The organism is Saccharopolyspora tripterygii, from assembly GCF_054778355.1.
In genome coordinates this window covers 1-26,771 of sequence record NZ_BAAGZP010000015.1, presented here as the reverse complement: position 1 = coordinate 26,771, position 26,771 = coordinate 1, and the positions used below count along the sequence as shown (strand labels likewise).

Sequence of the window (26,771 nt, the reverse complement as noted above, 5' to 3'; positions counted from 1 at the left end):
TGGGCGCCCTCGGCGAGGGCGCCCACGGCCCCGGAATCAGGAATCCGGGTCGTGCAGGGGGTTCGGGATCGTTCCGTGCACGGCGGCGTGCGGTCGCTCCGGACGGTCCCGGTACGCGTCGAGCAGCAGCCTGTTGCGGTTGAGGCACAGCCGCTCGATCTCCGGTGTCAGCAGGTCGAAGAGCTTGAAGCGCTGCTCCAGCTCCGGGTTGGCGGCCTGGTAGCTCAGGACCTCCTCCCGCACCAGTGTCCAGAACCGGTGCTCCGGGATCGACAGGTGCTCCTCGACCAGCGGGGCGAGGTAGCGGAAGTGCCCGACGAACAGGCCGCTCTGGATGAACTGGCACAGGAACTGGGGCTCTTCGCGCAGCAGGATGTCGGACACCTCCTGCGGCAGCTCCTCCAGCTCCAGGATCGGTGCGGAGGCCACGTTGACGTCGTCGACGAAGTCCTTCACCGCCAGGCGCGTCGGCACGTCGTCACCGTCGAACACCACGATCGCGTTCTCACCGTGCGGGGAGAACACGAGCCCGTACTGGTACAGGAAGTGCAGCAGCGGTGGGAGCAGCGCGCCGAACAGCCGACGCAGCCAGCTCTCGGCGTCCACACCGGACCGCTCCACCAGTTCGCTGACGAACGCGCGTCCCGCGCCGTCCACGTGCAGCAACGAGGCCAGGGTTCGAGCGCGCTCGCCGTCGTCGAGCTTGCTGCTGATCGGCTCCCGCCAGATCGCGCCCAGCAGTTCCCGGTACTGGTACGGGACTTCGGGGATCTCCTCCAGGACGGGGTGCTTGACCGTGACCGAGGCGACTTCGCCGAGCAGCACCACGCGCGCCTCATCGCGCAGGAAGGTGTCGTGAGCGGCCAGGTCGAGCACCCACGAGGTCAGAGCCGGTGCGGCGACCGTCCGCTCCGTGGGCAGACCCCGCCAGACCAGCGTGTTGAGGATCGACAGCGGGAGCTTGACGTGGTGCCGCTGCGAGGAGTCGAGGTTGGCGAAGGTGCGGATCGACTGCTGCGCCCGATAGAGGTCCGGCCCGTCGCCGAGCGGGACGATGCGCTCGGCGGCGATGTCCGGGGTGAAGACGGGCAGCACGACCTCGTCCCACTGCCAGGGGTGCACCGGCATCCACACGTAGGCGTCCGGGTCGAGCCCGCGTTCCGCCAGCTGCTGGGTGAATCGCTGCCGGGTCGCCTCGTCGAGCTCGTGCGCGATCAGCTTCTCGTTGGGCAGTGCTTCGACGCCGCGGTACTGGGCGAGGTCGGCGTGCACCGCGATCCACGGCAGGCGCAGGTCCTGCCGGGCTTCCGGGGTGTAGCGGGCCGCATCCGACGCCGAGAACCCGATCCGGCCCTTGTTCGGCACGATCCACGGGTGCCCGGTCTGGTGCCCTTCGAGGTCCACGTAGGACAGCTCGGCGAGCTCACCTGCGGTGGCTCCCTGCGAGCCCAGCAGCTTGGCGTCGGCGGCGAGCGTCGCGGTCAGCTCGCGGGCGAGGTGACCGGCGGTGTCGCCGCTGATCCCCAGCGTCGAGTGCGCGTCGAGCAGGAACTGCAGCGTGTCGTGCGCCGGCCGCTCGTCACCCGCTTCGCCGCGCACGATCGAGTGCGGGTCCACCGTCCAGTGCCCGAACGCTCCGCGCCGGGCGGTGAAGGTGTAGGAGACCTCGTTCGGGAACTGGATGCGGTACAGGCCCCGACCGACCTCGACGGGTTCCAGCATCAGCTCGTAGGACAGCTCGGCCAGCGACTTGGCGAGCACGTCGCGGTCGGCGCGCTGCCAGTTCTCGGCGGTGAGTTCAGGTGGCACGGACAGAGACATCGGTTACCTCCGTAGAGCGAGGACGTGGAGTGCTCGCGGTGTTGAGCACCGGGAACGTGACGAGCGCGAGGACTGCGAACAGTCCCGCGCCGATGACCAGCGGCAGGGCCAGGTCCTGGGTGGCGCTCGCCATCGCGATCAGCGGCGCGGAGAGCAGGCCGACGTGCTGAGCGGCGGCCACCAGTCCGTACGCGGCACCCGAGCCCCGGGTGGCGGTGAGGACCCGGAAGTCCAGGGCGACCTGCCCGAGTCCCAGGCCGGCGCCGAAGAGCACTCGCCCCAGCGCGAGCAGCACCGGATCGGTGACGACGGCCTGCACTGCCAGCCCGGCAGCGGCGAGGACGAACGGGACGACCGGCCCGGGAGGCTCCGCGCGCAGCCGGACGACCGACACCAGCGCGGCGACGTGCGCGGCGACGAACAGCAGCGCGCCGATCGGCTCGGACTGCCCTGCTCCGGTGACGTACTCGGTGAAGTACGGACGGACGACGGCCCCCGCGAGGGCGAACCCGAGCACCAGCACCGCGAGCGGTCTCAGCGCGCTGCGCGGCATCTCGGGAATCGTCGGGGATGACTGCTCCACCGGCTCGGCCTCGGGGGTGCGCAAGGCGATCACGCAGACCACCAGCAACCCGGCCTCGACCACCGCGAGCAGCGGCAGGGCTTGCCTGGGATCCGGTGAGCTGACGATCAGCGTCCCGAGCCCGGACGCGGTCACCACCGCGACCTGCAGGACGGCGACGTACTGCCGCACTCCCGGCAGCAGCCCCCTCGGATGACTCCTGGCGGTCTTCGGGTACGCCAGCAGCACGACCGCCTTGACCGCGACCAGCGCGACACCGATGGCGGTGAAGACCGCGTAGCTGGGTGCCAGCGCCAGGCACGCCGTCAGCACCACGGCGACGGACTGCCCGACGAGAACCAGCTGCTCGATGCGCCAGCGCCGGGTCGCCATCCCCCACAGCGGAACGGCGGCGATCGCCGCGATCCTGCTGAACGCGATGAAGTAGCCCGTCGCAGCGAGGTCGTGGACGCCGAACGCCGCCCGGAACAGGGCGGGGTAGAAGGGCGCGAGCGCGGTCTCGGTGACCATGTGCAGGCCCGCTGCCATGAGCAGGACGGGACGTGCGCGCATCAGGCCACGCCGAAGGTGGTGAACGCGCTGCGCTTCGGCAGCGAGTACGGCTCGCGCCCGGACACCGCGTTGACGATCACCGCGGCCCGGTGAGCGCCCAGCCCCAGGTCCGGCGCTCCCACGCCGTGGCTGTGCATCTCCGCGTTCTGCACGTACACGCCACCGGTGACCTCCGGGCTCAGCGCCACGCCGTAGTCATCGCCGACCTGGTACCGGCCGCGCGCATCCCAGTCGACCAGGTCCGACAGCGGCTCCAGGCAGGCCGGCCGGTTCGCCGAGAACCCGGTCGCCAGCACCACCCGGTCGGTCCGGACCGAGAAGTCGCGTTCCTGCTCGGTGTGCCGGCACGCCAGCTCGACGCCGTCGCCGGACTCCCGCGCACCGGTCACGGCCACGTTGGGCATGAGATCCGCGGCCACGTCGCGCTGCCCGACGCTGCGTTCGTAGAGCACGTCGTGGATCGCCGCGAGGGTCGTCGCGCTGCTCGCCTTGTAGAGCTGCCACTGGTCCGGCACGACCCGGTCCCGGGTCTCCTGCGGCAGGGTCCGGAAGTACCGGGTGTAGTCGGGTGTGAAGTGCTCCAGGCCGAGCTTGGAGTACTCCATGGGCGCGAAGGCCGGAGACCGGGTGAGCCAGCGAACCCGCCAGCCCGCGCGCTCTTGGGCCCGCATCAGGTCCAGTGCCACCTCGGCTCCGGACTGCCCGGAGCCGATCACGGTGACGTCCTCGGCACCGCGCAGCGACTCCTGCCGGTCGAGGTACTCCGAAGCGTGGAACACCTTCTCGCCCAGCACCTCCCGCATCGGCTCCGGCACGGCCGGTTCGGTTCCCACGCCGAGCACCACGTTGCGGGCGGCGAGCGTCTCACGCTCGGCCGTCCGGACGTCCTCGGACTCCACGTGGAACACCTCGTCCTCGGCGTCCCAGCGCACCGCGGTCACGCGGCGCCCGAAGCGGCAGGACGGCAACGAGTCGGCGACCCACCGGCAGTAGTGGTCGTACTCGCGGCGCGAGATGTGGAAGTTCTCGGCGAAGTAGAACGGGAAGAGCCGTTCCTGCGCGCCCAGGTAGGACAGGAACGACCACCTGCTGGTGGGGTCGATCAGCGTGACCAGGTCGGCCAGGAACGGCACCTGCAGGGTGGTCCCCTCGATGAGCAGACCGCGGTGCCAGGAGAACTCGGGCTTGGCCTCCAGGAAGGCGACCGAGAGGTCGTCCACCGGTTCGGCGAGCGCTGCCAGCGAGAGGTTGAACGGACCGATTCCCACGCCGACCAGGTCGTGCACGTGGCTCATGCGGTGGAATCCCCTTCCACGAACGGGTTGTCGAGGTCGACGTAGACGGATTGGGTCTCCAGCGGGCCGACGAGCTCGTCGAGCCCGTCGAGCCGGGTGAGCAGGTTCGCCTTGCAGCGCAGGGTCTTCTCCTCGACGAGCGTCCTGGCCAGCGGGAGATCGGAGAACCGGAGCAGGCGCTCGGTCAGCAGAGCAAGCAGCCGCCGTTCGTCGGCGAGGCCCTGCGATCCGAACGCGCCGACCAGGCCGAGCAGGTTGTTGATGCCGATGTAGTAGCCCAGACGTTCGTCGATGACGGCGTCGGCGACGCGGTTGTCACCGGCCACGCCCACTCCCGGCAGGAATTCCTCCAGCCCGGCGATGCGGGACTCGGAGAGGTAGTAGCCCTGGTTGTCCCGGTACCAGCCGCCGCACGGCCATCCTTCGGCGTCCAGGCTCACCAGGGTGTTCTGCTGGTGAGCTTCGAGACCGAGCCCGTGCTCCCGGTACAACCAGAGCACCGGCGCGATCAGCTCGTCGAAGTAGCGGGCGCACCACCGCTCGGCGACCTCCTCCACGGGGGCGCCAGTGCGCTCGGACAGATCCTCGATCAGCGCTCGCAGAGCCGATCGAGGAGCGTCGGGACGTTCGGCGAGCAGGCCGGCGACGCACGCGACGCGCTGCTCGGGGTCGAACGGGTTGTCCCGCAGCACGAGCTCCAGTCCGCTCTCCCGATCGGGTTCGCCGGGCAGCTCCACGGTGATCCAGGCGGGGTCCCGCACGACGGAGAAGTTCGGGTGCGCGGCCGAGATCTCGCCCGCGAGACCCGCGTCGAGCAGCCGATCGATCTCCGCGCCGCGCAGCAGTTCCTTGCGCAGGTTCTCCCGCTTGGAGTTGGTGATCGGCAGCGCCAGGGAGAACTTGAGCATCACCGGCGCATCCGGGCGGTACAGCGTCCGGATCGACGCGGTCGGGTACCAGGGCGCGCCCGAGGCCCCGAGGTCCTGCAGCAGGCCTGCGGCCAGCAAGTCCCGCACGCCGGTCCGTTCTCGCACCTCGCGGGCTTGCCACGGGTGCACCGGCACGGCCACCGTCCCGTCCGGGACCTCCGGCGCGAACTCGGCGAGCAGCGCCTCCGCGCCGCCCTCCCCGGCGATCACCGACCGGTCCGCGGCGAACCAGTGCAGCTGGAAGCTCCCGCGCAGTTCCGGGGAGTACGCGGCGGCTTCGCGGTCGGTCCACCCGATGCGGCTCTTCGGGGTCGGGTGCAGCGGATGACCGAGCACCAGCGCTTGCTCGGCGGCCAGGAACGGGGGCGTGCCGACCGGATCTGTCCCACGTCGTTCGCGCAGATGCGTCGCGGTGCGGTGCTGCGAGTCGGCGACCCGTCCGACCAGGTCGATGACCGCGGTCGGATCGGGTGCGTGCCCGGCAGCGGCCTCGCCGGCGATCAGGGCGGCGAGCGCGACGGCGTTGACCGCGGCACCGCCCTCGAAGCGCACCGGCCCGAAGCGGTGGTGACCGGTCGGTGACCGGTGCTGGACATCAGCGCGGATCGCCGTGTTCGCGGACTTCAGCGGCAGGTCGAGCGGACCCGATTCCGGGACGTGGGCGCCAGTTTCGCGGACCCAGCACCGCAACAGCGCGTTCACCGCGGCCGATTCGGCGATCCGATCGGGGTCGAACTCCACGTCGCTACCGGTGGTGGCAGTCATCAGGCCTCCTCGTCCGTGGCAGCGGCCAGCACTTCCGCCAGCAGGGCGTTGATGTCGGATTCGGTCGTGTTGGGGTTGAGCAGCGTGAGCTTCAGCCACACCGAGCCGTCGAGTTCGGTGCGGCCCACCACGGCACGGCCGTTGCGCAGCAAGGCACGACGCAGCTCCGCGTTGATGGCGTCCGGATCCCCGCCCTCCGGCAGGTAGCGGAAGATGACCGTGGTCAGCACCGGTTCCCGGTACAGTTCGAGCTTCGGATGCTCCTGGACCGTCGCCGCGGCACTACGGGCCTGCTCGTGGCACCTGTCGACCAGCTCGCCCAGCCCGCGGCGGCCCAGCGCGCGGAAGGTCACGGCGATCTTGAAGGCATCCGGGCGGCGGGTCGTGCGCAGCGAACGCCCGAGCAGGCTCTGGAACCCGGCGGCCTCGTCGTCGGCGGTGTTGAGGTAGGCCACCCGCCGCTCGATCGGATCGAACGCGGCGGCCCGGCGCGCCAGCAGGATTCCGGCGGCGACCGGCTGCCAGCCCAGCTTGTGCAGGTCGAGCGCGACCGAATCGGCGCGGTCAACGCCGTTCAGCAACGGGGCCAAGCGCTCGGAGAACAGCGCACCGCCGCCGTAGGCGGCATCGACGTGCAGCCAGGTGCCGTGCTCGGTGGCCACGTCCGCGATCTCCGGCAGCGGGTCGATCACACCGAGATCGGTGGTGCCGGCCGTGGCCACCACCGCGACGGGGATGTCTCCGGCAGCACGCAGATCGGCCAGGATCGACCGCAGCGCCTCAGGATCCATCCGGTGGTCGCGATCCAGCGGCACCTGGATCACCGACTCCTCCCCCAGCCCGAGCACGCCCGCGCTGCGCGCCACGGAGAAGTGCGTGGCCTCCGAGCACAGGATGCGCAGCTTCCCGGTCACCTCCGCGGGGATTCCCGAGGCCACGGCGTGCGCACCCGACGCACCGGCCAGCGCGTGCTCGCGCGCGAGCAGCAGACCTGTCAGGTTGGACTCCGTGCCGCCGGAGGTCACCGCTCCCGAGGCGACCTCCGGGTCGTAGCCGACGAGACCCGCCAACGCCCCGACGACCTGCGATTCCACGTGCGCACCGGACGGGGCCTGGTCCCAGGAGTCCAACGACGAGTTCAGCACGCCGGCGACGAGGTCCGCGGCCACCGCGAGCGCCAGCGGTGGCGTGTGCAGATGCGCGACGCACGCCGGATGAGCCGGATCGGCCGCACCTGCGGTGAAGGCCTTCGTCAAGCCGTCCAACGCCGGCGCCGAACCCTGACCCTCCACCGGGAGCACGTCACCGGCGAACAGGGTCCCGACCGCCTCGGCACCACCAGTCGGTAGCGGGCCGCCTCGGTCGACCGTCCCCTTTCCCAGGGCGTCGAGCGCCGCAGCGAGGAGCGGACCGAGGTTCTCCGGTCCGCTGATCCCACCCGCGAGCTGGATACTGGTTGTCAAGTCACCTTCACCTCGTTGTCGAGCCGTGTCGCGCAGGAGAACGGCAGCGATCAACCCGGCGGCGACCCACGCGGATGCCGTGCACCGCGTGGGATTCCGCCTGCCGACGACCGCACGGATATGCCCAGGTGGGGGGCCGCGCCACGAAGCCACCCGAGAAGCTGGTTAGGTTTGCCTAGCCTTTCTGGCAAGCGACCGTAACGGGCGAGCGGGTAGATCCACAAGCCCCGACGATGAGGCCTAATTCACCCTCAAGCGATGAGAAAACGAATACAGCGCAACAGGAATATTTCCTTCCAGCTGCCGGTCTTTCGCAATGAGAACCATCGCCCGTCAGTCCACTGAGGACGTTTAAGGTTGACATCCCATCGTCGTCGTGCACGCGTTGGGCTCGTGAGGGTCAGGCGTCGCGGAGCCAGAGGTGAGCGGGATCCCGGTCGTGGTTCGGGTGCCACCAGAGGGATTCGGCCGAATAACCGGATGCGATGGGAAGTTCCACGACGGTCATGCCGGAGGAGGCCGGGCTGCGTTCGGGCGATCCGTTCCGGCATCAGCCCGAGCCGGCCGGTTCCCGCGACCTAGTGCGGACCCGACTATAAGTTCTCGGTGATGATCGCAGCATCGGGGGCGGACGTCCTCGGCGAGGGCGACAGCGCCGAGAAGGGCGGCTAGTAGGCCAGATCGGCGAGGTCGCGCACCTCGCTCAGCGTCGCAGCCACGTCCGTGGAGGCGACGCACACCCAGCGATCCCGGTGCGGTCCGCGCAGTGGACGGCGCGAATCCTCAAACAGCGCCCGACGAGCGGGAGTTCCCCGCAGGATCGACCAGGACGCGGCCCGGCGCGCGAGGTGCGGAAGGCGCGCAGGGCCGCGTCCGAGGATCAGGCCTCAGCGCCGGCCTGGTAGGTGTCGATCTCACCGAGGATCCGCTTCTTCACCGCATCGTCGGCGAACGACGCGCGCACCGCCGCGCGGGCGAGGTCGGCGACACCGGCGTTGTCGAGTTCGAGGAGTTCGGCGGCGATCCCGTACTCCCGGTTGAGCGTCGTGCCGAACATCGGCGGGTCGTCGGAGTTGACGGTGATGGCGACACCGGCGTCGCGGAACGCCCGGATCGGGTGCTCGTCGAGGCTCGCGACCGCACGCGTGGCGATGTTCGACGACGGGCAGACCTCCAGCGGCACACCGGTTTCGGCGAGGTGGGTGAGCAGGGCCGGGTCCTGCGCGGACGAGGTCCCGTGCCCGATCCGCTCGGCACCGAGGAGTCGCAGCGCGTCCCAGACCGTCTCCGGGCCGGTGGTCTCGCCCGCGTGCGGAACGCTCTGCAGCCCCGCCGAGAGCGCCGCCTCGAAATGTCGTTGGAACTGCGGGCGCGGCACGCCGATCTCCGGTCCGCCGAGACCGAAGCCGATCAGACCTTCCGGCCGGTGGTGCAACGCGTACTCCAGGGTCGCGTCCGCCGCAGGCACCCCGGACTCCCCCGGGATGTCGTAGATCCAGCGCAGCACGAGCCCGAAGTCGCGCTCGATGGCCACGCGCGCGTCCTCGATGGCCTCGGTGTAGGCCTCGATGGGCATGCCCTTGTCGTGCTCGTGCGGGAGGACCGAGGTGTAGGGCGTGCAGGCGAGCTCCGCGTACCGCAAGTTCTGCCCGGTCGCCATCTCCCGGCCGATCTCGTAGGTGAGGAACCGGATGTCACCGGGGGTCCGGATCAGGTCGACCACCGAGAGGTAGACCTCGATGAAGTGGGCGAAGTCGCGGAATTCGAAGTACTTCGCCAGCTCGTCGGGATCGCTGGGGACGGTGCCGGGATGGCGCGAGGCCAGCTCGGACACGATCTCCGGGGAGGCGGATCCGACGTGGTGGACGTGCAATTCGGCTTTGGGAAGGCCGGCGATGAACTCGGACATGCTGATTCCTCGTGTTGGGGCGCCGGTTCTTCGACGCGCGGATATCAACCGCGGTCGGCACCGTGCAGCGGCAGCCGCTCGGTCGACTTGGTGACGCGATTGCGGACCCCTGCGATGCAGAGCGCGACGATGTCGGTATCGGCTCGGGACGTGGTTGCGAGATCGTGCAGATACGCATCGTAGGCGCGTGCCCTGCGGGCGACTTCGGTGAGGCAGGCGATCCGAACGGACTCGTCGGCACCGGCCTGGTGGAACAGCTTGGTGAGAGCCGTGTCTCGGACACCGGGACGGGAATGGGCGTGGTGATGATGCCTCCTCCGTCCGCTGCTGCGCGGGCGGAGACAGGAACCGTCCACTTCAGCCGGGCATCGCGCGGGGTCGAGCCGACGGGGCCGCGCATCAGCGGGGGCGGCGAAACCCCCACCATCGCCGGACGCGCCACCTGACCAGAGCCCCAGCGCCCGCACCGGCTCTTTCACCGGGCACGCGAGCGCTGGGGCAGGGTTCCTACTTCGACTCGACGGCCGCGTTCCGGTCGATGACGGAGAACGAGATTCCGGCGTCGACGAGCCGCGAGGTGAGGTTCTCGCCCATGGCGACGGCGGTGGTGACCTGACCGGCGGTGCTCGGGTTCTCGTCGTAGGCCAGGGACATGGCGGCTTCGGCGAGCATCTTGGCGGTTTCGTCGTAGCCGGGATCGCCGCCGCTGACCCGCGTGCGCACCGTGCGGCCGGACGATTCCGCGAGGAAGTCCACGGTGAACCACGAGCGCGCACGTCGCTGCGGCGACGGGCCCTCCCCTTGCGGGATGCGGGAGAGGATGAGCCGCCGCAGCGGCGGCACCTGCGCGGCCGCGATCAGCGCGGTGAGACCCACTGCGGCACCGGCGATCGTGAGCGGGCTCTTGACACCCGCGAAGTGGGTGTAGCTGAAGTCGGAGCCGTAGTCGGCGCGTGCCGCGGCGGAGCGCTTGATGATGAACGGGTCGAGGGTCGGCAGCGGCAGCAGCCAGAGACCGAGAGCCCGGTCGCGCCGCGGCCTGTCCGACTTCGCCCGCACGCGTCGCCCCTCGGGCCGCGGCTCGACCTCGCTGCGCTGCTTCAACGCCTCGCGCATCTGCTTGACCCGCGCGAACTGCCCCAGGGCCGAGTGGAAGGTGCCACCGGAGAACATGGCGTTGCTGCGCACGACACCCCGGATCGTCACCGGTCCGCCTTCGGGTAGTTGCTGACGTGTGAACAGCGCGCCCAGGTCGTGCGGGATCGAGTCGAAACCGCAGGCGTGGACGATGCGGGCACCGGTGCGCGACGCGGTGGCGTGGTGGGCCAGGTACATCCGGTCGACGAACTCGGGTTCCCCGGTGAGGTCCAGGTAGTCGGTTCCGGCGGCGGCGCACGCGGCCACGAGCGGCTCGCCGTGCTCCAGGTAGGGCCCGACGGTCGTGATCACGACGCGGCTCGACTCGGCGACCTCGCGCAGCGAGCTCTCGTCCGTCGCGTCGGCCACGAGGAGCTCGGCGCGCACGCTGTCGGGATGCGCCTCGACGAGCCGGTCACGCACACCGCGGAGCTTCGCCTCGTTGCGACCGACCAGCGCCCACCGCGCCTCCGACGGGAGGTTGCGGGCGAGGTAGTCCGCGGTGAGCCCACCGGCGAATCCGGTGGCACCGAACAGGACCAGGTCGTAGGAGCGGCGGGAGGTGCTGTCGGGCATGGTCTTCTCCAGGGGTCGAGCGGCGGTGGATCAGGTCGGTTCCGACTGCAGCCAGCTGCGGTAGCGCCGCAGGGCGGTGCGCCGGAGTGGTGCTTCGCGGAGGTAGGCGAGGACCGGGTTGATGCCCGGTCGGGTCGTGCGGCCGCGCCCGAGCCGGCGGAGCTGGTAGCGCACCCTGGCCATGCCGGCCGCCGAGGCCATGGCCTTGTCCTTCAACCCGACCGGCTCGACGTGGACGCTGCTGTCGCCCTCAGAGCGCCACTTGTCCGGCAGGTCGGGGTCGACGGCCAATGCCGTTCCCATCCCGACCAGGTCGATGCCACCGGCGAGGACTTCCTCGGCCACCGGGCGCCGGACGATGCCACCGGTGAGCATCAGCGGGAGCGGGCTGGTCCGCGCGAGTTCCTCCGCGAGGCCAAGGAAGTAGGCCTCCCGCGCGCTGGAGCGCTCGTCCGCCGACTGCCCGGTCATGGCCGGGCTCTCGTAGCTGCCGCCGGACAGTTCAACGAGGTCGATGCCGAGCGGGGCGAGCAGTTCGATGACCTTCCTCGCGTCGTCGGCCTCGAAGCCGCCCCGCTGGAAGTCGGCCGAGTTGAGCTTGACCGCGACCGCGAACCCGGGCTGCACCTGCGCTCTGACCGCGCGGACGCAGTCGAGCAGGAAACGGGCGCGGTTCTCCAGCGAGCCGCCCCACTCGTCGGTGCGCTGGTTGGACAGCGGCGAGAGGAACTGCGACAGCAGGTACCCGTGCGCCGCGTGGACCTCGACCCCGTCGAAACCGGCGGCCTCGGCTCGCCGTGCGGTCGTCGCGAACCGCTCGACCGTCTCCGCGATCTGATCGGACGTCATCTCCACCGGCTGGGCCAGCGTCCTGCTGTTCCGCCCGATGTCGACCCGGATCGCCGACGGCGCCCAGGCCACCCCCGGCATGTTCGCCATGATCTGGCGACCGGGGTGGTTGATCTGCATCCAGACCTGCGCACCACCGGTCCGGGCGGCCGCGGCCCAGCGCTGGAACGGTTCGAGCGGCGAGCGCTCGTCCAGGACCACGCCTGCGGGTCCGGTGAGCGCCTGGGCGTGGACCATGACGTTGCCGGTGATGAGCAGTCCCGCACCGCCCTGCCCCCAGCGGCGGTAGAGCCGGATGAGCCGGTCGCCGGGAAGTTGCCCGCCGACGGCCATGTTCTCCTCCATCGCGGCCTTCACCACCCGGTTCGGGAGCACCGCTCCGCTCGGCAACGTCAGGGGCGCGTGCAGGGAGGGCATCCGATCTCCGGTTCGTGCGGTATGTTTACAGTGCTCACGCAAGCCTAGGGAGGGGAGTGAGCAGTGTCAACATCGGCGAAGGGCGGCTACCACCACGGAGACCTGCGCGCAGCACTGCTGACCACCGCGATGCAGATGCTCGAGAACGGGGAGACCTTCTCGCTGCGCGCCGTCGCCCGCAACGCAGGTGTCTCGGCCACCGCCCCCTACCGGCACTTCCCGGACCGCGACGCCCTGGAGTCCGCGCTGGCCGTCCAGGGGTTCGGCGACCTCGAGCACGACCTGACCGCCGACCGCGACCTGCCCACCTCGACCGCCGACCTCGCGGAGTTCGGCGTCGCCTACGTCGATTTCGCGCTGCGGCGACCGGCGTTGTTCCGGCTCATGTTCGGCAAGCCCTGCGACGGGTCCGACGACGAGCGCGTGCGGGCCGCCGACGCGCTCCACGAGCTCCTCGCACAGGCCTTGGCCAACGTCGCACCGCAGTCGGACACCACGGCCCTGGCGTGCGCGGGCTGGAGCCTCGCGCACGGCCTCGCCTCCCTGCACCTCGACGGCAAGCTCCCGGCGGATTCCCCCGAAGAAGTCCCCGAGCGGGTGCGCTCGGCTTTCCTGGCGATCACGACGGTCCAGGACACGCCGTAGCCGACTTCTCGCTCGAGCGGACGATCGATCGCGCTACCCGCGGCGGCGCAGCAAGTTCTGGAACCAGGTGGCGACGCGGCCGGCCTCCGACCCAGCGGGCTGCTGGGTGCGCAGCGGCGGGAACGGGGTGTGCGGCTCGGTCTGGTACCAGAAGGCGGTGGTGGCGATGTCGGCCTCGGTCAACGGCAGGTAGCACCAGCCCGCCTTCCACCCGAGCGCCTGAACGGTGACCCGCAGGTCCCGCTCGAAGCAGATCGGATCCCGCAGGTGCCAGCGGTACATGCCGAACCGCTGGTCCGGCCGGTAGATCTCGTCCGGCGGCAGCACCTGGTGCAGGCCCAGCTGGCCGGTCGAGTAGGGCACATAGCGACCGCCCACGTCGAAGTTCCACGCCCCGCCGAAGTAGTCCTCCGTGCCGGTCCCGCAGATCGTCGGGTGCTCCTGGTCGCCGTCCAGGTAGAACTTCACCTCGCCCTCGCCCCACCACCCCGGCGCACCCGGCCGGATGGCCAGGTAGGTGCCCACGTACCGGCCGGTGCCCGCGATGCCGTCGACGATCGTGTGCACCGCCGGATCGCCGAGCGGGTTGCTGCGCCGCCAGCTCGCGTGGAAGTAGCCGATCCGCTCTCCGAGCTCCTGCTCCTGGTAGGTCACCTGGTAGTACAGCCGAACGCTCCGGTCGGTCGGGTTCTCCAGCGTGATCATCGCGCGGGCGCGAAACGGCATCGGCCAGTAGCTGTTGAACCCACCCGCCGGGGCGACGACCACGACCTCGGAGTCGACCAGCGCCAGTTCCGCCCACCCGTTGCAGAAGAAGTCGCCGAGCGGCACCTCGACGGACGGATGCTCTTCGGCGTCCCAGTACATCCGCAGCACCAGCTGCCGCACGCTCGCGACCTCGGTGGTCAGCCAGATGTGCTGGACCACGCCGGGACCTGCCACGTCGGCCAGCGTCGCCGTCGTGCCGGCAACCAGGTCGATCGAGGGCGAGACCTTCCACCCGACGCCCAGCTCCCGGGCCGCGGACGCGCCGGTGCCTTCGGTGGCCCGCGCGCCCGCTCCCTTCGCGCCAGTCGGGTTCTCCGGCGAGACCGACCTCGTGCGCATGTTCGACAGCTGCCAGAGCTCGTCCACCACTCCTCCAGTGACCGCCCGCGTCCTCGACTCCCCCATAGAAGGTCAGGAGAAGCGGAACCACAAACCCGCGCGGAGGCTCACCCCGGACCTCGTGGTTCGCCTCGTCATCGATGGCCCGACCGACCCGGCCGCTCAGAACCTCCGCGCGGAGCCGATCGAGAGGTTCCTGCGCTCCTGCGAAGCGCGTTCCGCGCCTTTCGTGACGCTTCTCATGGCGAGGCGCGCTCCTCGGTCACGGTTGCCACACGCGCCGGACAGAAGCCTGCGGACCTGGCAGGCTGTCCCGTTTGAGCAGGACGCAGCTGAAAGGCACCTGCGCTCCGACCACGCGGAGGAAACCCCAGGACCGATGAAGAAGACCCCTGCATCGACGCCGAGCACCAGGACGGCGCTCTCCGGCACCGCTCGTCAAGCGACCGGGGCCGTGATCCTGCGTGCCGACCTGCAACTCTGCCTTCTGGTCGTGGCCCTCATGGCAGCCGCCGAATGGGCGATGGGACGGGTGCCGTACTGCTCGTGCGGGTACGTCAAGCTCTGGCACGGCGTGGTCATGAGTTCGGAAAACTCGCAGCACATCACCGACTGGTTCACGTTGACCCACATCATGCACGGTGTCGGGTTCTACTTCCTGCTCTGGCTGCTCAACAAGAAGACCCGGCTGTCCTTCGGCAGGCTCCTGCTGCTGGCGGTCCTGCTCGAATGCGGCTGGGAGGTCCTGGAGAACACTCCGTGGATCATCGATCGCTACCGCACCGCCACGGTGTCGCTGGACTACTACGGCGACAGCGTCCTCAATTCCGTGTCGGACGTCCTCGCGATGGTGACCGGATTCGTCCTGGCGAAGAAGGCGCCCGTCTGGGCCTCCATCGCCGTCACCGCGACTCTCGAACTGCTGCTGATGCACTTCATCCGCGACGGCCTGATCCTCAACGTCGTGATGCTGATCCACCCCGTCGAATCGATCAGGATCTGGCAATCAGGCGCCTAGCTCACCGCTCCGAGTCCTCCTCGGACCCCCAGCCCGTTCGGCCACCACCGCACTCTCGGCGACTCCTGGGGTGGGGAAGTTTTCATGAAAACTTCCCCACCCCACCCCACCCCACCCGAGGCAAACCACAGCCGAGGCCTGCTGGACCAGAACCCGAACGCCACCATCATCCAAACCCACATGCGGGAGCAGGAAGTCGTCCTCGATCACCCGGAAACCCGGCAATTGCTGGACTTCAGCCAGCCGATTGCGTTGCTGGTGGTCGGAGTGCTGCTGTACTTGCCGGACCCGCAAACGATCGAGCTGATCCGCGGCTACCGGCAGCACCTCGCGGCGGGAAGCCTCATCGCCGTGAGCACCTTGACCGACGAGCACGCCGACCCCGCGCTGCGCGACGAGGTGCAACGACTCCGCGCCGCCTACGCCGAGGCCGGAGAACCCGTGCACCCGCGCGACCACGCCGAGATCTCTCCGTGGTTCGAAGGACTGGCGCTGGTCGAACCAGGGCTGGTGCCCCCGCCCGGAATGGCGCAACACCGACCTGTAGGAGCTCACCGACGTCGCCGGTCCCCTCGGTTACGGCGCTGTCGCCCGCGTCCCGCAACAGGAGCCCGCACGTCCGGAACGCGTTGGGGCGAGGGCGTTGTGCGACCCCGGGGTCCTCGCGGATGATCAGCAGTGCCCCCACCGGCACGAAGGAGAGAGCCGTGGCACTGGACGACTCCACGATCAACCCCGCGGAACTCGCCGAGCTCGACCTGTCGAGCGCGAGCGCGGCGAGGGTGTACGACTACTGGCTGGGCGGCGCGAACAACTTCGCCGTCGACCGAGTGCTCGGCGACCAGATCGTCGACGCCGTGCCCGGCATCCCCGCCGCCGCCCGGGCCAACCGCTCGTTCCTGCGCCGCGCTGTCCTGTGGTGCGTCGCCAACGGGATCGACCAGTTCCTGGACCTCGGTTCCGGCATCCCCACCGTCGGCAACGTCCACGAGATCGCTCAGCAGGGCAACCCCTACGCGCGCGTGGCCTACGTCGACAACGAACCGGTCGCCGTGACGCACAGCCGCAACCTGCTGCGCGACGATCCCCGGACGACGATCCTCAAGGGCGATCTGCGCGACGTCGAGGAGGTTTACACCGCCCACGAGGTCGCGGGCCTGCTGGACTTCGACCGCCCGATCGCCCTGCTGAGCCTGCTCGTCCTGCAGTACTTCCCGGACACCGCGCACACCGCCGACGTCGTGCGCCAGTACTGGGAACGCTTACCGGCCGGAAGCGTGCACATCCTCTCGCACCTCACGGACGACGAACCCGCCATCGACGGCAGGGAAGCCGCCCGGCTCAGCCGGAGCATGACCACACCGACCCACGCGCGCACGCACGACGAGGTCCTCGCCCTGCTCGGCGACGCTCCCCTGGTCGATCCCGGGCTCGTCTTCGCACAGCACTGGCGCCCGGGCGAGAACGACGTCGAGCCCGAGCACTCCTGCGTCTACGCCGCCATCGCCCGCACCAGCACCGGGTGACCGCACCGGACCGAACCGGCTTCGCGCGGCGAGAGGTGGTGCACGAGAGGAACTCCAGTCGATCCCCTGCTCAAGGAGAGCGCTGATGTGGTCCGGAAGAACCTGGGTTGGTGGGACCACCGCAGCTTCGATCCCGATCTGATCGTCCGGCTGATCTTCGGTGCCGTGTGGTTCGAGACGGCCTCCTCGCGACTCGAAACGCGCACCCCGGACGTCGACACGATCGCACGCGAGCTGTCCACCGCGGTGGTGCTGGGGCTCGCCAGCGAGCTGTAGGCCTGGATCCCGTCCGCCCGAACCGCAGTTGGCAACAGGCACGATCTGGACCGGTCCACCTGGCTCGCCGCCGGTGTCCAGCACATCCCGACTGCGCAGCCTCCTCGGGCAGCTCCTGGATCGGTCACGCGGGGCGAAACCCTCCGACTGCCGGTCTTCCCGCGTTGCCTCACCCCAGCGCGGCTGGGTTGACGACGGCGGCCACGGCGACGAAGACGGCGACCGCGATGACGACGACGGCGAACCAGCGGCGCACGGTCGCCGGGTTCAGCTCGCTCGAGAAGAGCGCGGACACGGCCGAGACCACTGCGGCGGCACCGGCGAAGGCGATCAGGGTTCCGTAGTCGATCTCGGTCGCCGTGCCGGCGTGGGCAGCGAGTCCGGCGATCGAGTTGATCAGCACCACGACCACTGACGTGGCCACGGCTTCCTGAGCGCCCAGACCGAGCAGCAGGGCGAGGGCGGGCACGATGATGAAGCCCCCGCCGACGCCGAACAGTCCGGTGAGCACACCCACCGCTGCCCCGGTCAGCAGGGATTTGGGCAGGCAGCTGCGCCAGCGCACCCCGCCGTCGTGGGTGCGGCAGGCGCCGACCCGCTCGTCGCCGCCGCGCAGCATGCGCACCGCCACGACGAGCATGAGCGCGGCGAAGCCCAGCAGCAGCCACTGCTGCGGCACCCCTCGTCCGAGAGCGGCGCCGCCGAAGGCGGCCGGGATGCCGGCCGCGCCGAAGACCAGCGCGACCGGCCACCGCACGGCGCTCCGCCGCTGCCGCGGAACCAGCCCGCCCACCGACGACAGCGCGACCACGGCCAGTGACGTGGGAATGGCCGTCTCCCAGGGCAACCCGACGCCGTAGACCAGGGCGGGGATGGCGAGAATCGATCCGCCCGCGCCGAGCAGCCCGAGCATCAGACCGATGACAGCGCCGAAGGCCGCTGCTAGCAACAAGGAACGTCACCTCATCCGCGGGTCAGCGCGGCCAGCTGCGTCCGGGAGTTCGAGCGGGGAGCGCGGTTGTGCGGCAAGAACGAGAGCGCCCGGGCCATCGCGCAGGTGTCGGTGACCGCGGCGAAGGTCAGACCGCCGCCGACGAACCCGGCCAGCCACTTGGCCTTCTCGAAGCGGGTGCTGGCGAGCACGCCGGTGAGCACGAGCAGTCCGGCCGTCAACCGGACCTGCCGCTCCATCGCCCACGCGCCGCTACCGCGGTTGAGCTCGCCGTTCTCGTTCTCCCAGGCCGCGATCCCGCCGCGCAGCACGCTGATCCGGTTCCACCCGGCGCTTTCCAGCAACGCGCGGGCCTGATCGGCTCTGTTGCCCGAGGCGCAGACCAGCACCACGGGGTCCTCGTGGCGCGCGGTGAGCTCGTCGCGGTGCTCCCGCACCAGGTCCAGGGGAACGCTGTGCGAACCGGGGATGTGCGCGGCGGAGAACTCACCAGGTGTGCGCACGTCGACGAGACGAATCCGCGCGTCGCCGAGCGACTCCCGCAGTCGCGCGGGGTCCACCTGCGCCGGTAAGGACTGGGTCATGCCCTTGATTTCCTCTCGTTCCATCAGTTGTCAGCTGCTCATCGGGACGCCGGCCTCGGCGGCCGTGCCGAAGTGGTCGTCGACGAGGACGACGGTGCGTCCGGCGGCCTCCAGCACGGAGGCGGCTGCCGTCGCGCGGTACCCGCTGCCGCAGTGCACCCACACCACACCTGCCGGGACCTCGTCGAGCCGGTGCGCCAGCTCGTAGAGCGGGATGTGCACCGCGTCGGCGATGTGGGCGGCGGTGAACTCGTTGTGGGTTCGCACGTCCAGCACCACCTCCGGAGCGGGGAACTCGCCGGGGTGGCCGTCGAGCGCGGCGGCCAGGTCCGCGAAGCTCGCCGTCCGGGTGCTGCGGAGCTGAGCCGGATCGGTCGCCAGCTGCTCCGGGGTTCCCACCGCTGCCCCGGCGAACTCGTCGATGCCGATGCGCGCGAGTTCCCGCTGCGCCGCGGCGACCTGCTCGCGGGATTCGCCGAGCAGCGTGATCGGCGCGCCCCACTCGATCATCCACCCCAGCCACGTCGCCATCGGCCCGTCCAGACCGAGCCCGACCGTGCCCGCCAGGTGCGAGACGACGAACGCCTTGCGCGAGCGCAGATCCACGACCCACTCGCCCGATTCCAGCCGCCGCCGCAGCTCCTCGGGCTCCGCTCGGGCGGGTTCGCGCAGGTCCAGCGGCTTCGGTCCTTCGCTGTTGCGGACGCCCATGTGCGCGTAGTAGGACGGGTAGGCGTCCAGACCGGTCAGCGTCTGGCGAACGAAGTCGCTCTCCCCCAACGTCAACGCCGGGTTGCTGCGCTTCTGCTCCCCGACCGTCGCCGAGTCGCCCGAGGCCTGCGTGGCCGAGCAGAAGCTGCCGAACCCGTGGGTCGGCCAGATCTGAGCGCCGTCCGGCAGCAGATCGGCGAGCCTGCGCACGGAGGTGTGCTGGTGGCGGGCCAGTTCCTCGCTGTGCTCGGCACCCAGCAGGTCCGTGCGGCCGGTCGTCCCGAACAGCAGCGACCCGCCCGTGAACACACCGACCGGCCCCTCCTCGCCTTCGAGCACGTAGGACAGGTGGTGGAAGGTGTGGCCGGGCGTGGCCACCACGCGAAGCCGCATCCGCCCCGACAGCTCGACCACGTCACCGTCGGCCAAGCCACGTCCCGCGAAGGGCAGCTCATCGGCGGCGGCCACGCTGTACTCCGCGCCCGTCAGCCGGGCCAGCTCCAGACCGCCCGAGACGTAGTCGTTGTGCACGTGCGTCTCGACGACCAGGGCGATGCGCACGCCGGCCCGGCCGGCCGCGGCGATCACCCGGTCCACGTCGCGCTGCGGATCCACCACGACCGCGACCTCACCATCGGTGGCCAGGTAGCTGCGGTCCCCCAGCGACGACGTCTCGATCACCTCGATCGCCAGCCCGCCGACCAGGCCTTCAGCCCGTTGCTTCGCGTCCAACGCAGTCACGATCACACACCTCCTGATACCCCGGGGGGTATGGTTCAGACACAGGTCTCCCGTGGTTCAGCCGCGAGCGCCCTCAGGCGAGCGCGAGGAACAGCCGCTCGAGCTCCTGCTCGGTCATCGGCGGCTCCTCGCCGTCCTCCTCGACCTGCCGGCAGTGCCGCATGCCACTCGCCACGATCTTGAAACCGGCGCGGTCCAGAGCACGAGAAACAGCCGCGAGCTGCGTCAGCACCTCAGCGCAATCCCGCCCCTCCTCGATCGCCTCGATCACGCCGCCCAGCTGACCGCGCGCCCGCTTCAACCGAGTCAACGCGTCGCCGACCATCTCCGGCTTCATCTCCACGGTGACCATCTCCCTCCACTAGCTCCAACGCAGCTTACCCCCCGGGGTATTCCGCGTGCGGTGATGCCCGGCACACAGGAAGCCGGGCTGGCCGGGTTGAACAGCGGCACACCTCGCCCATGGCGTGCCGGACCGCGATCACCGGGAGCTCCGCCGCGTTGGCGGTAACGATCGCTGCATCGCGACGCCGCACTCGCGCGCATGCGAGCCCGGGGCGCGAGGGGGCGCCCCGGGCTCGTCGTGCGCCGCGAGAGGTCAGTGCGCGGAGGCCTTCTCCGCGCCCGCCCCTGTCAGGGAGCGGACCTCCATCTCGGCGTACTCGTCCTCCAGGTGCTCCTTGGACAGGACCGTGCCCAGCCACCCGAAGAAGAACGCCGCCGGGATCGAGACCAGACCCGGGTTCTGCAGCGGGAACCAGTGGAAGTCCACGCTCGGCAGCATCGAGTCCTCGGTCCCGGACACCGCCGGGGAGAACACGATCAGCACCACCGTGGTGGTCAGGCCGCCGTAGATGCTCCACAACGCGCCCGAGGTGTTGAAGCGCTTCCAGAACAGCGAGTACAGGATCGTCGGCAGGTTCGCCGAGGCGGCCACGGCGAAGGCGAGAGCGACCAGGAACGCGACGTTCTGGTTGCGGGCCAGGATGCCGCCGACGATGGCGACCGCGCCGATGACCACCGCGGTGATCCGCGCGACGCGGACCTCGGCGTCCTTGTCCTCGACCTTCCCGCGCTTGATCACGTTGGCGTAGATGTCGTGGGCGAACGACGCCGACGCGGTGATGGTCAGCCCCGCGACCACGGCCAGGATCGTGGCGAAGGCGACCGCGGCGATGAACCCGAGCAGCAGCGGTCCGCCCAGCGCCTGGGCGAGCAGCGGTGCCGCGGAGTTCGACGAACCCGGCGCGTTCTTGATCGTCTCCGGCCCCACGATGGCCGCCGCGCCGTAGCCCAGCACCAGTGAGAACAGGTAGAACAGGCCGATCAGCCAGATCGCCCACACCACCGAACGACGCGCCTCCTTGGCCGTCGGCACGGTGTAGAAGCGCATCAGCACGTGCGGTAGACCCGCGGTGCCCAGCACCAGGGCGATGCCCAGGGACAGGAAGTCCAGCTTGCTGGTCTCGGACTTGCCGTACTTGGCGCCCGGGTTGAGCAGCTTCTCGCCCGACGACGCCCGGTCGACCGCCGCCTGCAGCAGGCCGGAGAAGTCGAAGCCGTAGAGCCCGAGGGTCCACACCGTCATCACCGCCGCGCCGCTGATCAGCAGCACCGCCTTGATGATCTGCACCCAGGTCGTTCCCTTCATGCCGCCGACCAGCACGTAGACGATCATGATGACGCCGACGATCGCGATCACCAGCGCCTGCCCGCTCCCGCTGGACACGCCCAGCAGCAGCGAGACGAGCACGCCCGCACCGGCCATCTGCGCCAACAGGTAGAAGAAGCTGACCATCAGCGTCGAGGTCGCCGCCGCGGCGCGCACCGGGCGCTGGCGCATCCGGAAGGCCAGGACGTCGCCCATCGTGTACTTGCCGGTGTTGCGCAGCAGTTCGGCGACCAGCAGCAGCGCCACAAGCCAGGCGACCAGGAAGCCGATCGAGTACAGGAACCCGTCGTAGCCGTAGAGCGCGATCGCGCCGACGATGCCGAGGAACGACGCCGCGGACAGGTAGTCACCGGCGATCGCGATGCCGTTCTGCGGCCCGGTGAACGCGCGCCCGCCGGCGTAGTAGTCAGCCGCAGTGCTCGTGTTCCTGCTGGCGCGCAGCACGACCACGAGCGTCACCACGACGAAGGCCGCGAAGATGCCGATGTTGAGCAGCGGGTTGCTCCCTTGCAACCCCTGCGCGAGGTGGTTCATCCCAGCTCCTTCTCGGGATTGCGGGGCGCGTCTTCGACCTTGGCGCGGATGCGTTCTGCTACCGGGTCCAGGTTCCGGTTGGCGTAGCGCACGTAGATCGTGGTGATGACGAAGGTGGACACGAACTGCAGCAGGCCCAGCACCAGCCCGATGTTGATGTTGCCGACGAGCTTGATCGACATGAAGCCGTGCGCGTAGTCGGCCAGCAGCACGTAGACCAGGTACCAGACGAGGAACAGCGCGGAGACCGGGAAGACGAACGCCCGCAGCCGCCGGCGCAGCAAGGCGAAGTCCTCGCTCGCGTGGGCCTCGTGCCACACATCTTCGGTGGGCGGCGGACTGGCCGAGTCGGTGGTGCTCACGGATCCTCCCTAACGTGTGAGGAGCGCCACGTTAAGGAAGCTACGAGCAGCAGCGGGAGCCGTCCGGGACCGATGACCGCCACGCGAGACGAACGGTCGACGAACGACGCGCCGACCGGGACGAGCGGTCGCGCCCGTCTCCTGCCCGTTACCCGCGGGTCAACCCCGCGTTCGGGAGCGCGACGGTTCGTCCAGGTGCAGGCACAGCATCGCGGTCTCCGCCCACGTCGGGGTCTTCCCGCGCAGCGAGATCGCGATCATGGTGGCGAAGGACAGCGGGACCGCCCACGGAGCGGGCTGGGCGAGCAGGATCGCGGGCACGCCGTCGAGCTGCGGGCCGAACAGGGTCGCTCCGATGGCTCCCGACGTGGCGGTCAGCCCGACGAGCACGCCCCACAGCGCTCCGGTCCGGGTCAGCCGCGGCCACCAGATGCCCAGCACGAGCAGCGGGCAGAACGTGGCGGCCGCGACGGTGAATCCCCAGGTCACGAGCACGCCGGCGGACAGGTGGGCTGCTTGCAGCGCGAGCAGGACGACCACGGCCGCCGCACCCAGCACGGTCCAGCGCAGCTGGCCGAGACCACCCGGGGTGAGGTCGTGGGAGATCGCGCCGGACACCACCAGCAGCAGGCCCAGCGAGGTCGCCAGGAACGCCGCGAACGCCCCGCCCGTGAGCAGCGACGTGAACACCGTGCCGACCCAGCCGGTGTCGACCTGAGCGGGCAGCCCGACCACGACCGAGTCGGTGACGCCGGAGAGGTACAGCTGCGGCACGAGCACCCGGCCGAGCGCGCCGTAGATGCCCGGGAACAGGTAGAAGCTGCCCAGCAGCAGCACGGTGATGGCCGCGGCCCGGCGTGCCGCTCGCCCGTCGCGGCTGGTGTGGAACCGCACGATGACGTGCGGCAACCCCATCGTGCCGAACATGGTGGCCATCAGCACCGCCCAGGTCCCCAGCAGCGGGTGACCGGCGTTCTCCAGGTCCAGCAGCGGTCGCCGCCAGTCCGGCCCGCCCGGCACGTCCATGCCGTCGATCTCGGGGACCGCCGCACCGCCCGGGAACGTCAGCGTCCGCCCCGCCTCGATCTCGTGAGCGCCCGGAGCCAGCGGCACCGGCCGTCCCTCGGCGTCGCGCGCGGTCACCGGCTCGGTGATGTCGAGGTCGACGGCGACGCGGAAGATCACCGGGGTGTCCTCGGCGAAGTGGGTGAACTGCACCGGATTCAGCGCCTCGTGCCGCACCGCCGGGCCCACCTGGAGCACCAGCCACACCGCGGGGATCACGAACAGCAGCAGCTTCAGGCAGAACTGGAACGCCTGCACGTAGGTCGCCGCCCGCATGCCGCCGAGCGCGAGCGTGACCGACACGGCGGTCCCGGCGATGACCACGCCCACCCAGTACGGCGTTCCGCTGACAACGCTGAGCACGAGGCCCGCGGTGCGGAACTGCGGGACCAGGTACAGCCCGCCGATGATCAGCACCACCACCGCCGCCAGCCGCCGCAGCTCCGGTGAGGCGAAGCGGGCCTCGGCGAAGTCGGGCACCGTGAGCGCCCCGGACCGGCGCATCGGTGCCGCGACCAGCACCAGCATCGCCACGTACCCGGCGGTGAACCCCACCGGGTACCACAGCGCGCCCACGCCGTGGGACAGCATCAACCCGGCCACGCCGAGGAAGGACGCCGCCGACAGGTACTCCCCCGAGACGGCCGCCGCGTTGACCAGCGGCGACACCTGCCGGGAGGCGACCAGGAAGTCCGAGGTGGTGCGCATGGCCGCCACCCCGCGCAGCCCGATCAGCAGCGTCAGGAGCACGACGACCGCGACGGCCAGCAGGGCGAACACGGCTCAGCGCTCCTCGACGCGCTCGGCCGCGCGCAGCTGCCAGCGCGCCAGCGCGGCCATCGCCGGGAACGGCAGCAGCACCAGCAACGCCCAGGAGACCGGGACGCCGAGGACCCGCACCTCGTCGAGCACCGGAGCCGCCGCGAACACCAGCGGCAACCCGAAGACCAGCGCGAACAGCAGGAGAAGCGTCACCGCGCCGAGCCTGCGCTGCGCCCGGTGCAGGGACCTCGCCCGCAGGGCCTCACCCGGTTCCAGGCGCGGCGCTCGCCAACGCCGCCGCATCACGCGGCGAGCGTGCGCCACCCGGGTTTGCGGGCTGGTCACCGACACCCGCTTCGGGCCACCGCTCATCCGCGCCCCCGCGGGTGGGTGATCTCGGCCTGACGGGCGTTGTCCAGCAACCGCTCCCGCAGGTCCCGGGCGTGCCTGCGGCTGACCGGGACGTCCCCTGCGTCGGTGTGGGCGTTGAGCGCTCCGGCGGAATCGCTGCGCAGCTCCCGCACCGCCCCCAGCGACAGCAGGAAGCTGCGGTGCACCCGCACGAAACCGGCTCCCTCCCAGTACTCCTCGAGCCGGGACAGCGGCATGCGCACCACGTGCACGCCGCTGCGGGTGTTCAGCCGCACGTAGTCGCCGTGCGCCTCGACGAACAGCACCTCGCTGCGCCGCACGTAGCGGGTCCGACCCGCCGTCTCGACCGGGAGCGCCACCATCGCGTCCGGCTGCGCCGGAACGGGTTCCGCGACGTCCTCAGTGGTCAGCAGCCGGGTCACGCGGTCCAACGCCGCCGAGAGCCGTTCCGCGCGCACGGGTTTGAGCAGGTAGTCCACGGCTCCGATGTCGTAGGCCTGCACGGCGTGCTGCTCGTAGGCGGTGACGAACACGATCACCGGCGGCTCGCTCATCTTCGACAGCAGCGACGCCAGCTCCATGCCGTCCAGCCCGGGCATGGAGATGTCCAGGAACACCACGTCGAACCGGTCGCTCTGCAACGTGCGCAGCGCGCTCAGCGAGTCCGAGGCCGCCACGACCTCGGCGATCTCGGGCGCCTCCCGCAGCAACCTGCACAGCTCGTCGAGCGCGGGCGGGAGGTCGTCCACGGCCAGCGCGCGCAGTCCTTCGCTCAACTCGGCACCACTCCCGGATGGAATCGCGGCACGCGGACGACCACTCGGGTGCCCGCTCCCTCGGCGGTTTCCACGACCAGCCCGTACCAGGCGCCGTAGACGCTGCGCAGCCGCCGGTCGACGTTGGCCAGCCCCACCGAGTCGGCGGGCCCGTGCCCGGCGAGGATCGCCTCGGCGTGGACGGGGTCCATCCCGACCCCGTCGTCCTCGACGCTGATGACCAGGTCGTTGCCCTCGGCTTCGCCGCGCACCTGCACGGTGCCGACCCCTTCGGTGCCCGGGGTGAACCGGGGTTCCATGCCGTGCCGCACGGCGTTCTCGACCAGCGGCTGAAGCACCAGGTACGGGATCGCCACGGCCAGCACCTCGGGCGCGACGCGGATCTGCACCCGCAGCCGCTCCCCCAGCACCGCGCGCTGGAGGGCGAGGTAGGTCTCGATGGCGTGGAACTCGTCGGAGACGGTGGTGTAGTCGCGGTGCCGGGCCAGCCCGTAGCGGATGAACTCGGCGAAATCGAGCATCAGCTCGTGGGAGCGCTCCGGGTCGGAGCGCACGAGCGAGCCGATCACGGTCATCGCGTTGTACATGAAGTGCGGGGAGATCTCGGCCCGCAGCGCGCGCAGCTCGGACTGCGCGGCCAGCTCCGCCGAGTGCTCCAGCCTGCCGTGCTCCAGCGCGTCCTCGACCCAGGCGGTGGCTTCGCGCACCGCGGACATCCGGATCTCCCCGTCGATGATCAGCACGCCGGCGAGCTCGTCCTGGACCAGCAGCGGCATCGCCACCAGCGGTGGGCGGCCGCTGCGGGTTTCGGTGTGCAGCACGTCGGCCACCGAGGTCACCGCGTCCGGTTCGGCCTTGGACCGGCCGGACCACTGCAGCGACCCGGACAGATCGCTGATCCCGACCGCGTTCACGTCGAGGAGCCGGCGGAGGTCGCGCAGCGCGCTGGGCACCCCGGGTCCGGCGGGACCGGCGCGCAGGTTCACGGCCAGGCGGCGCGCGGTGCGCAGCACCGATTCGGAGTCCGAGCGCCGCAACGACCACGCGCCCGGCGGCGTGCGGTGGGTCGGTGCCGGCATCGAAAACCCCAAATCGCCATTGATGGATGCTGGGATGCTAATCCGTTCGGCTGACGTGAGCGAGACCGCTCATCAGCCGCTCGTCGCGCAGCAGGGGCGTTCGGACGCGTCAGCGCGGCGATCGGTCGCGCAGGTGGTGCCGCAGATCACGGGAGTTGCTTACGTTGCGTGCCCAGTACCGCGCACCGAGCAGGAGGGAGTGTCAGTGAGCAACGCAGCCCACGACCGATTCGCACCGTCCGAGGAGTTCGCGGCGCAGGCCAACGCCACGTCGGCGCTGTACGGCGAAGCCG

General features: G+C 70.5%; 25 protein-coding genes. 5 read left to right on the top strand and 20 right to left on the bottom strand.

Features of this window, described 5'->3' with window-relative positions; all coding sequences use genetic code 11:
- Positions 1-36: 36 nt before the first annotated feature.
- The 9 genes from ACYVF3_RS12045 to ACYVF3_RS12005 all read right to left on the bottom strand — a co-directional run bounded on the left by ACYVF3_RS12045 (position 37) and on the right by ACYVF3_RS12005 (position 12,296).
- Positions 37-1,821 (bottom strand): IucA/IucC family protein, encoded by a 1,785-nt coding sequence (locus ACYVF3_RS12045; protein WP_461154313.1) that lies wholly within the window; start codon positions 1,819-1,821, stop codon positions 37-39.
- Positions 1,799-2,956, bottom strand: coding sequence for a hypothetical protein (locus ACYVF3_RS12040; RefSeq protein WP_461154312.1), 1,158 nt, complete (start codon positions 2,954-2,956; stop codon positions 1,799-1,801). Before ACYVF3_RS12040 ends, ACYVF3_RS12045 begins: the two co-directional genes overlap by 23 nt.
- Positions 2,956-4,251 (bottom strand): lysine N(6)-hydroxylase/L-ornithine N(5)-oxygenase family protein, encoded by a 1,296-nt coding sequence (locus ACYVF3_RS12035; protein ID WP_461154311.1) that lies wholly within the window; start codon positions 4,249-4,251, stop codon positions 2,956-2,958. The genes ACYVF3_RS12040 and ACYVF3_RS12035 overlap by 1 nt, the downstream gene beginning before the upstream one ends.
- Positions 4,248-5,945: an IucA/IucC family protein gene (locus ACYVF3_RS12030; RefSeq protein WP_461154310.1), complete on the bottom strand. Its 1,698-nt coding sequence runs from the start codon at positions 5,943-5,945 to the stop codon at positions 4,248-4,250. Before ACYVF3_RS12030 ends, ACYVF3_RS12035 begins: the two co-directional genes overlap by 4 nt.
- Positions 5,945-7,408, bottom strand: coding sequence for a pyridoxal phosphate-dependent decarboxylase family protein (locus tag ACYVF3_RS12025; protein WP_461154309.1), 1,464 nt, complete (start codon positions 7,406-7,408; stop codon positions 5,945-5,947). The genes ACYVF3_RS12030 and ACYVF3_RS12025 overlap by 1 nt, the downstream gene beginning before the upstream one ends.
- A gap of 880 nt (positions 7,409-8,288) precedes the next feature.
- Positions 8,289-9,317, bottom strand: a complete 1,029-nt coding sequence (locus ACYVF3_RS12020) for an adenosine deaminase (protein WP_461154308.1) — start codon at positions 9,315-9,317, stop codon at positions 8,289-8,291.
- Positions 9,318-9,361: 44 nt separating this feature from the next.
- Positions 9,362-9,673, bottom strand: coding sequence for a DUF2000 family protein (locus tag ACYVF3_RS12015; RefSeq protein WP_461154307.1), 312 nt, complete (start codon positions 9,671-9,673; stop codon positions 9,362-9,364).
- Between the two features lie 151 nt (positions 9,674-9,824).
- Entirely contained in the window at positions 9,825-11,030 is a 1,206-nt protein-coding gene (locus ACYVF3_RS12010) for a saccharopine dehydrogenase family protein (protein WP_461154306.1), read from the bottom strand.
- Positions 11,031-11,060: 30 nt separating this feature from the next.
- Complete coding sequence (locus ACYVF3_RS12005; protein ID WP_461154305.1) at positions 11,061-12,296, bottom strand: NADH:flavin oxidoreductase/NADH oxidase family protein; 1,236 nt, start codon at positions 12,294-12,296, stop codon at positions 11,061-11,063.
- A gap of 63 nt (positions 12,297-12,359) precedes the next feature.
- Here ACYVF3_RS12005 and ACYVF3_RS12000 point away from each other — a divergent pair, with 63 nt between their 5' ends.
- Positions 12,360-12,941 (top strand): TetR/AcrR family transcriptional regulator, encoded by a 582-nt coding sequence (locus tag ACYVF3_RS12000; RefSeq protein WP_461154304.1) that lies wholly within the window; start codon positions 12,360-12,362, stop codon positions 12,939-12,941.
- Between the two features lie 33 nt (positions 12,942-12,974).
- On the opposite strand, the gene ACYVF3_RS11995 is transcribed toward ACYVF3_RS12000, so the two are convergent.
- On the bottom strand, positions 12,975-14,075 hold the full coding sequence (locus ACYVF3_RS11995; protein WP_461154303.1) for a glycoside hydrolase family 172 protein: 1,101 nt from the start codon (positions 14,073-14,075) through the stop codon (positions 12,975-12,977).
- 352 nt (positions 14,076-14,427) lie between these two features.
- On the opposite strand from ACYVF3_RS11995, the gene ACYVF3_RS11990 reads away from it, so the two are divergent.
- From ACYVF3_RS11990 to ACYVF3_RS11975, 4 genes are all read left to right on the top strand, one after another.
- Positions 14,428-15,066 carry a DUF2585 family protein gene (locus ACYVF3_RS11990; protein ID WP_461154302.1) on the top strand — a complete coding sequence of 213 codons (639 nt, stop codon included), beginning with the start codon at positions 14,428-14,430 and terminating at the stop codon, positions 15,064-15,066.
- An 84-nt stretch (positions 15,067-15,150) separates the two neighbouring features.
- Entirely contained in the window at positions 15,151-15,738 is a 588-nt protein-coding gene (locus tag ACYVF3_RS11985; RefSeq protein ID WP_461154301.1) for an SAM-dependent methyltransferase, read from the top strand.
- 35 nt (positions 15,739-15,773) lie between these two features.
- A complete protein-coding gene (locus tag ACYVF3_RS11980; RefSeq protein WP_461154300.1) occupies positions 15,774-16,592 on the top strand; it encodes an SAM-dependent methyltransferase in 819 nt (272 codons plus the stop codon).
- Between the two features lie 87 nt (positions 16,593-16,679).
- Positions 16,680-16,868, top strand: coding sequence for a hypothetical protein (locus tag ACYVF3_RS11975; RefSeq protein ID WP_461154299.1), 189 nt, complete (start codon positions 16,680-16,682; stop codon positions 16,866-16,868).
- Positions 16,869-17,037: 169 nt separating this feature from the next.
- Here the strand turns inward: ACYVF3_RS11975 and ACYVF3_RS11970 are convergent, their stop codons facing one another.
- The 10 genes from ACYVF3_RS11970 to ACYVF3_RS11925 form a co-directional block, all read right to left on the bottom strand.
- Complete coding sequence (locus ACYVF3_RS11970) at positions 17,038-17,820, bottom strand: sulfite exporter TauE/SafE family protein (RefSeq protein WP_461154298.1); 783 nt, start codon at positions 17,818-17,820, stop codon at positions 17,038-17,040.
- Between the two features lie 11 nt (positions 17,821-17,831).
- Complete coding sequence (locus ACYVF3_RS11965; protein WP_461154297.1) at positions 17,832-18,428, bottom strand: rhodanese-like domain-containing protein; 597 nt, start codon at positions 18,426-18,428, stop codon at positions 17,832-17,834.
- Between the two features lie 6 nt (positions 18,429-18,434).
- Entirely contained in the window at positions 18,435-19,859 is a 1,425-nt protein-coding gene (locus ACYVF3_RS11960; RefSeq protein WP_461154453.1) for an MBL fold metallo-hydrolase, read from the bottom strand.
- A 70-nt stretch (positions 19,860-19,929) separates the two neighbouring features.
- The gene (locus ACYVF3_RS11955; protein WP_145739908.1) at positions 19,930-20,199 is read right to left on the bottom strand and encodes a metal-sensitive transcriptional regulator; all 270 of its coding nucleotides are present in this window, start codon (positions 20,197-20,199) and stop codon (positions 19,930-19,932) included.
- 255 nt (positions 20,200-20,454) lie between these two features.
- Positions 20,455-22,062, bottom strand: coding sequence for a solute symporter family protein (locus tag ACYVF3_RS11950; protein ID WP_461154296.1), 1,608 nt, complete (start codon positions 22,060-22,062; stop codon positions 20,455-20,457).
- Positions 22,059-22,424, bottom strand: a complete 366-nt coding sequence (locus tag ACYVF3_RS11945; protein WP_461154295.1) for a DUF485 domain-containing protein — start codon at positions 22,422-22,424, stop codon at positions 22,059-22,061. The genes ACYVF3_RS11950 and ACYVF3_RS11945 overlap by 4 nt, the downstream gene beginning before the upstream one ends.
- A gap of 159 nt (positions 22,425-22,583) precedes the next feature.
- Positions 22,584-24,269, bottom strand: coding sequence for a sodium/solute symporter (locus ACYVF3_RS11940; protein WP_461154294.1), 1,686 nt, complete (start codon positions 24,267-24,269; stop codon positions 22,584-22,586).
- A 3-nt stretch (positions 24,270-24,272) separates the two neighbouring features.
- Entirely contained in the window at positions 24,273-24,623 is a 351-nt protein-coding gene (locus ACYVF3_RS11935) for a hypothetical protein (RefSeq protein ID WP_461154293.1), read from the bottom strand.
- Positions 24,620-25,399, bottom strand: coding sequence for a LytR/AlgR family response regulator transcription factor (locus ACYVF3_RS11930; protein ID WP_461154292.1), 780 nt, complete (start codon positions 25,397-25,399; stop codon positions 24,620-24,622). The genes ACYVF3_RS11935 and ACYVF3_RS11930 overlap by 4 nt, the downstream gene beginning before the upstream one ends.
- Positions 25,396-26,478 carry a sensor histidine kinase gene (locus ACYVF3_RS11925; RefSeq protein ID WP_461154291.1) on the bottom strand — a complete coding sequence of 361 codons (1,083 nt, stop codon included), beginning with the start codon at positions 26,476-26,478 and terminating at the stop codon, positions 25,396-25,398. Before ACYVF3_RS11925 ends, ACYVF3_RS11930 begins: the two co-directional genes overlap by 4 nt.
- Between the last annotated feature and the right edge of the window lie 293 nt (positions 26,479-26,771).

Bases quoted from the DNA above. Each gene is read 5' to 3' on its own strand.
- ACYVF3_RS12045 (WP_461154313.1), bottom strand. From the start codon at position 1,821: ATGTCTCTGTCCGTGCCACCTGAACTCACCGCCGAGAACTGGCAGCGC.
- ACYVF3_RS11990 (WP_461154302.1), top strand. From the start codon at position 14,428: ATGAAGAAGACCCCTGCATCGACGCCGAGCACCAGGACGGCGCTCTCC.
- ACYVF3_RS11985 (WP_461154301.1), top strand. From the start codon at position 15,151: ATGAAAACTTCCCCACCCCACCCCACCCCACCCGAGGCAAACCACAGC.
- ACYVF3_RS12040 (WP_461154312.1), bottom strand. From the start codon at position 2,956: ATGCGCGCACGTCCCGTCCTGCTCATGGCAGCGGGCCTGCACATGGTC.
- ACYVF3_RS11935 (WP_461154293.1), bottom strand. From the start codon at position 24,623: ATGAGCGGTGGCCCGAAGCGGGTGTCGGTGACCAGCCCGCAAACCCGG.
- ACYVF3_RS12030 (WP_461154310.1), bottom strand. From the start codon at position 5,945: ATGACTGCCACCACCGGTAGCGACGTGGAGTTCGACCCCGATCGGATC.
- ACYVF3_RS11965 (WP_461154297.1), bottom strand. From the start codon at position 18,428: ATGGAACGAGAGGAAATCAAGGGCATGACCCAGTCCTTACCGGCGCAG.
- ACYVF3_RS11925 (WP_461154291.1), bottom strand. From the start codon at position 26,478: ATGCCGGCACCGACCCACCGCACGCCGCCGGGCGCGTGGTCGTTGCGG.
- ACYVF3_RS12010 (WP_461154306.1), bottom strand. From the start codon at position 11,030: ATGCCCGACAGCACCTCCCGCCGCTCCTACGACCTGGTCCTGTTCGGT.
- ACYVF3_RS12005 (WP_461154305.1), bottom strand. From the start codon at position 12,296: ATGCCCTCCCTGCACGCGCCCCTGACGTTGCCGAGCGGAGCGGTGCTC.
- ACYVF3_RS12035 (WP_461154311.1), bottom strand. From the start codon at position 4,251: ATGAGCCACGTGCACGACCTGGTCGGCGTGGGAATCGGTCCGTTCAAC.
- ACYVF3_RS12020 (WP_461154308.1), bottom strand. From the start codon at position 9,317: ATGTCCGAGTTCATCGCCGGCCTTCCCAAAGCCGAATTGCACGTCCAC.
- ACYVF3_RS11950 (WP_461154296.1), bottom strand. From the start codon at position 22,062: ATGAACCACCTCGCGCAGGGGTTGCAAGGGAGCAACCCGCTGCTCAAC.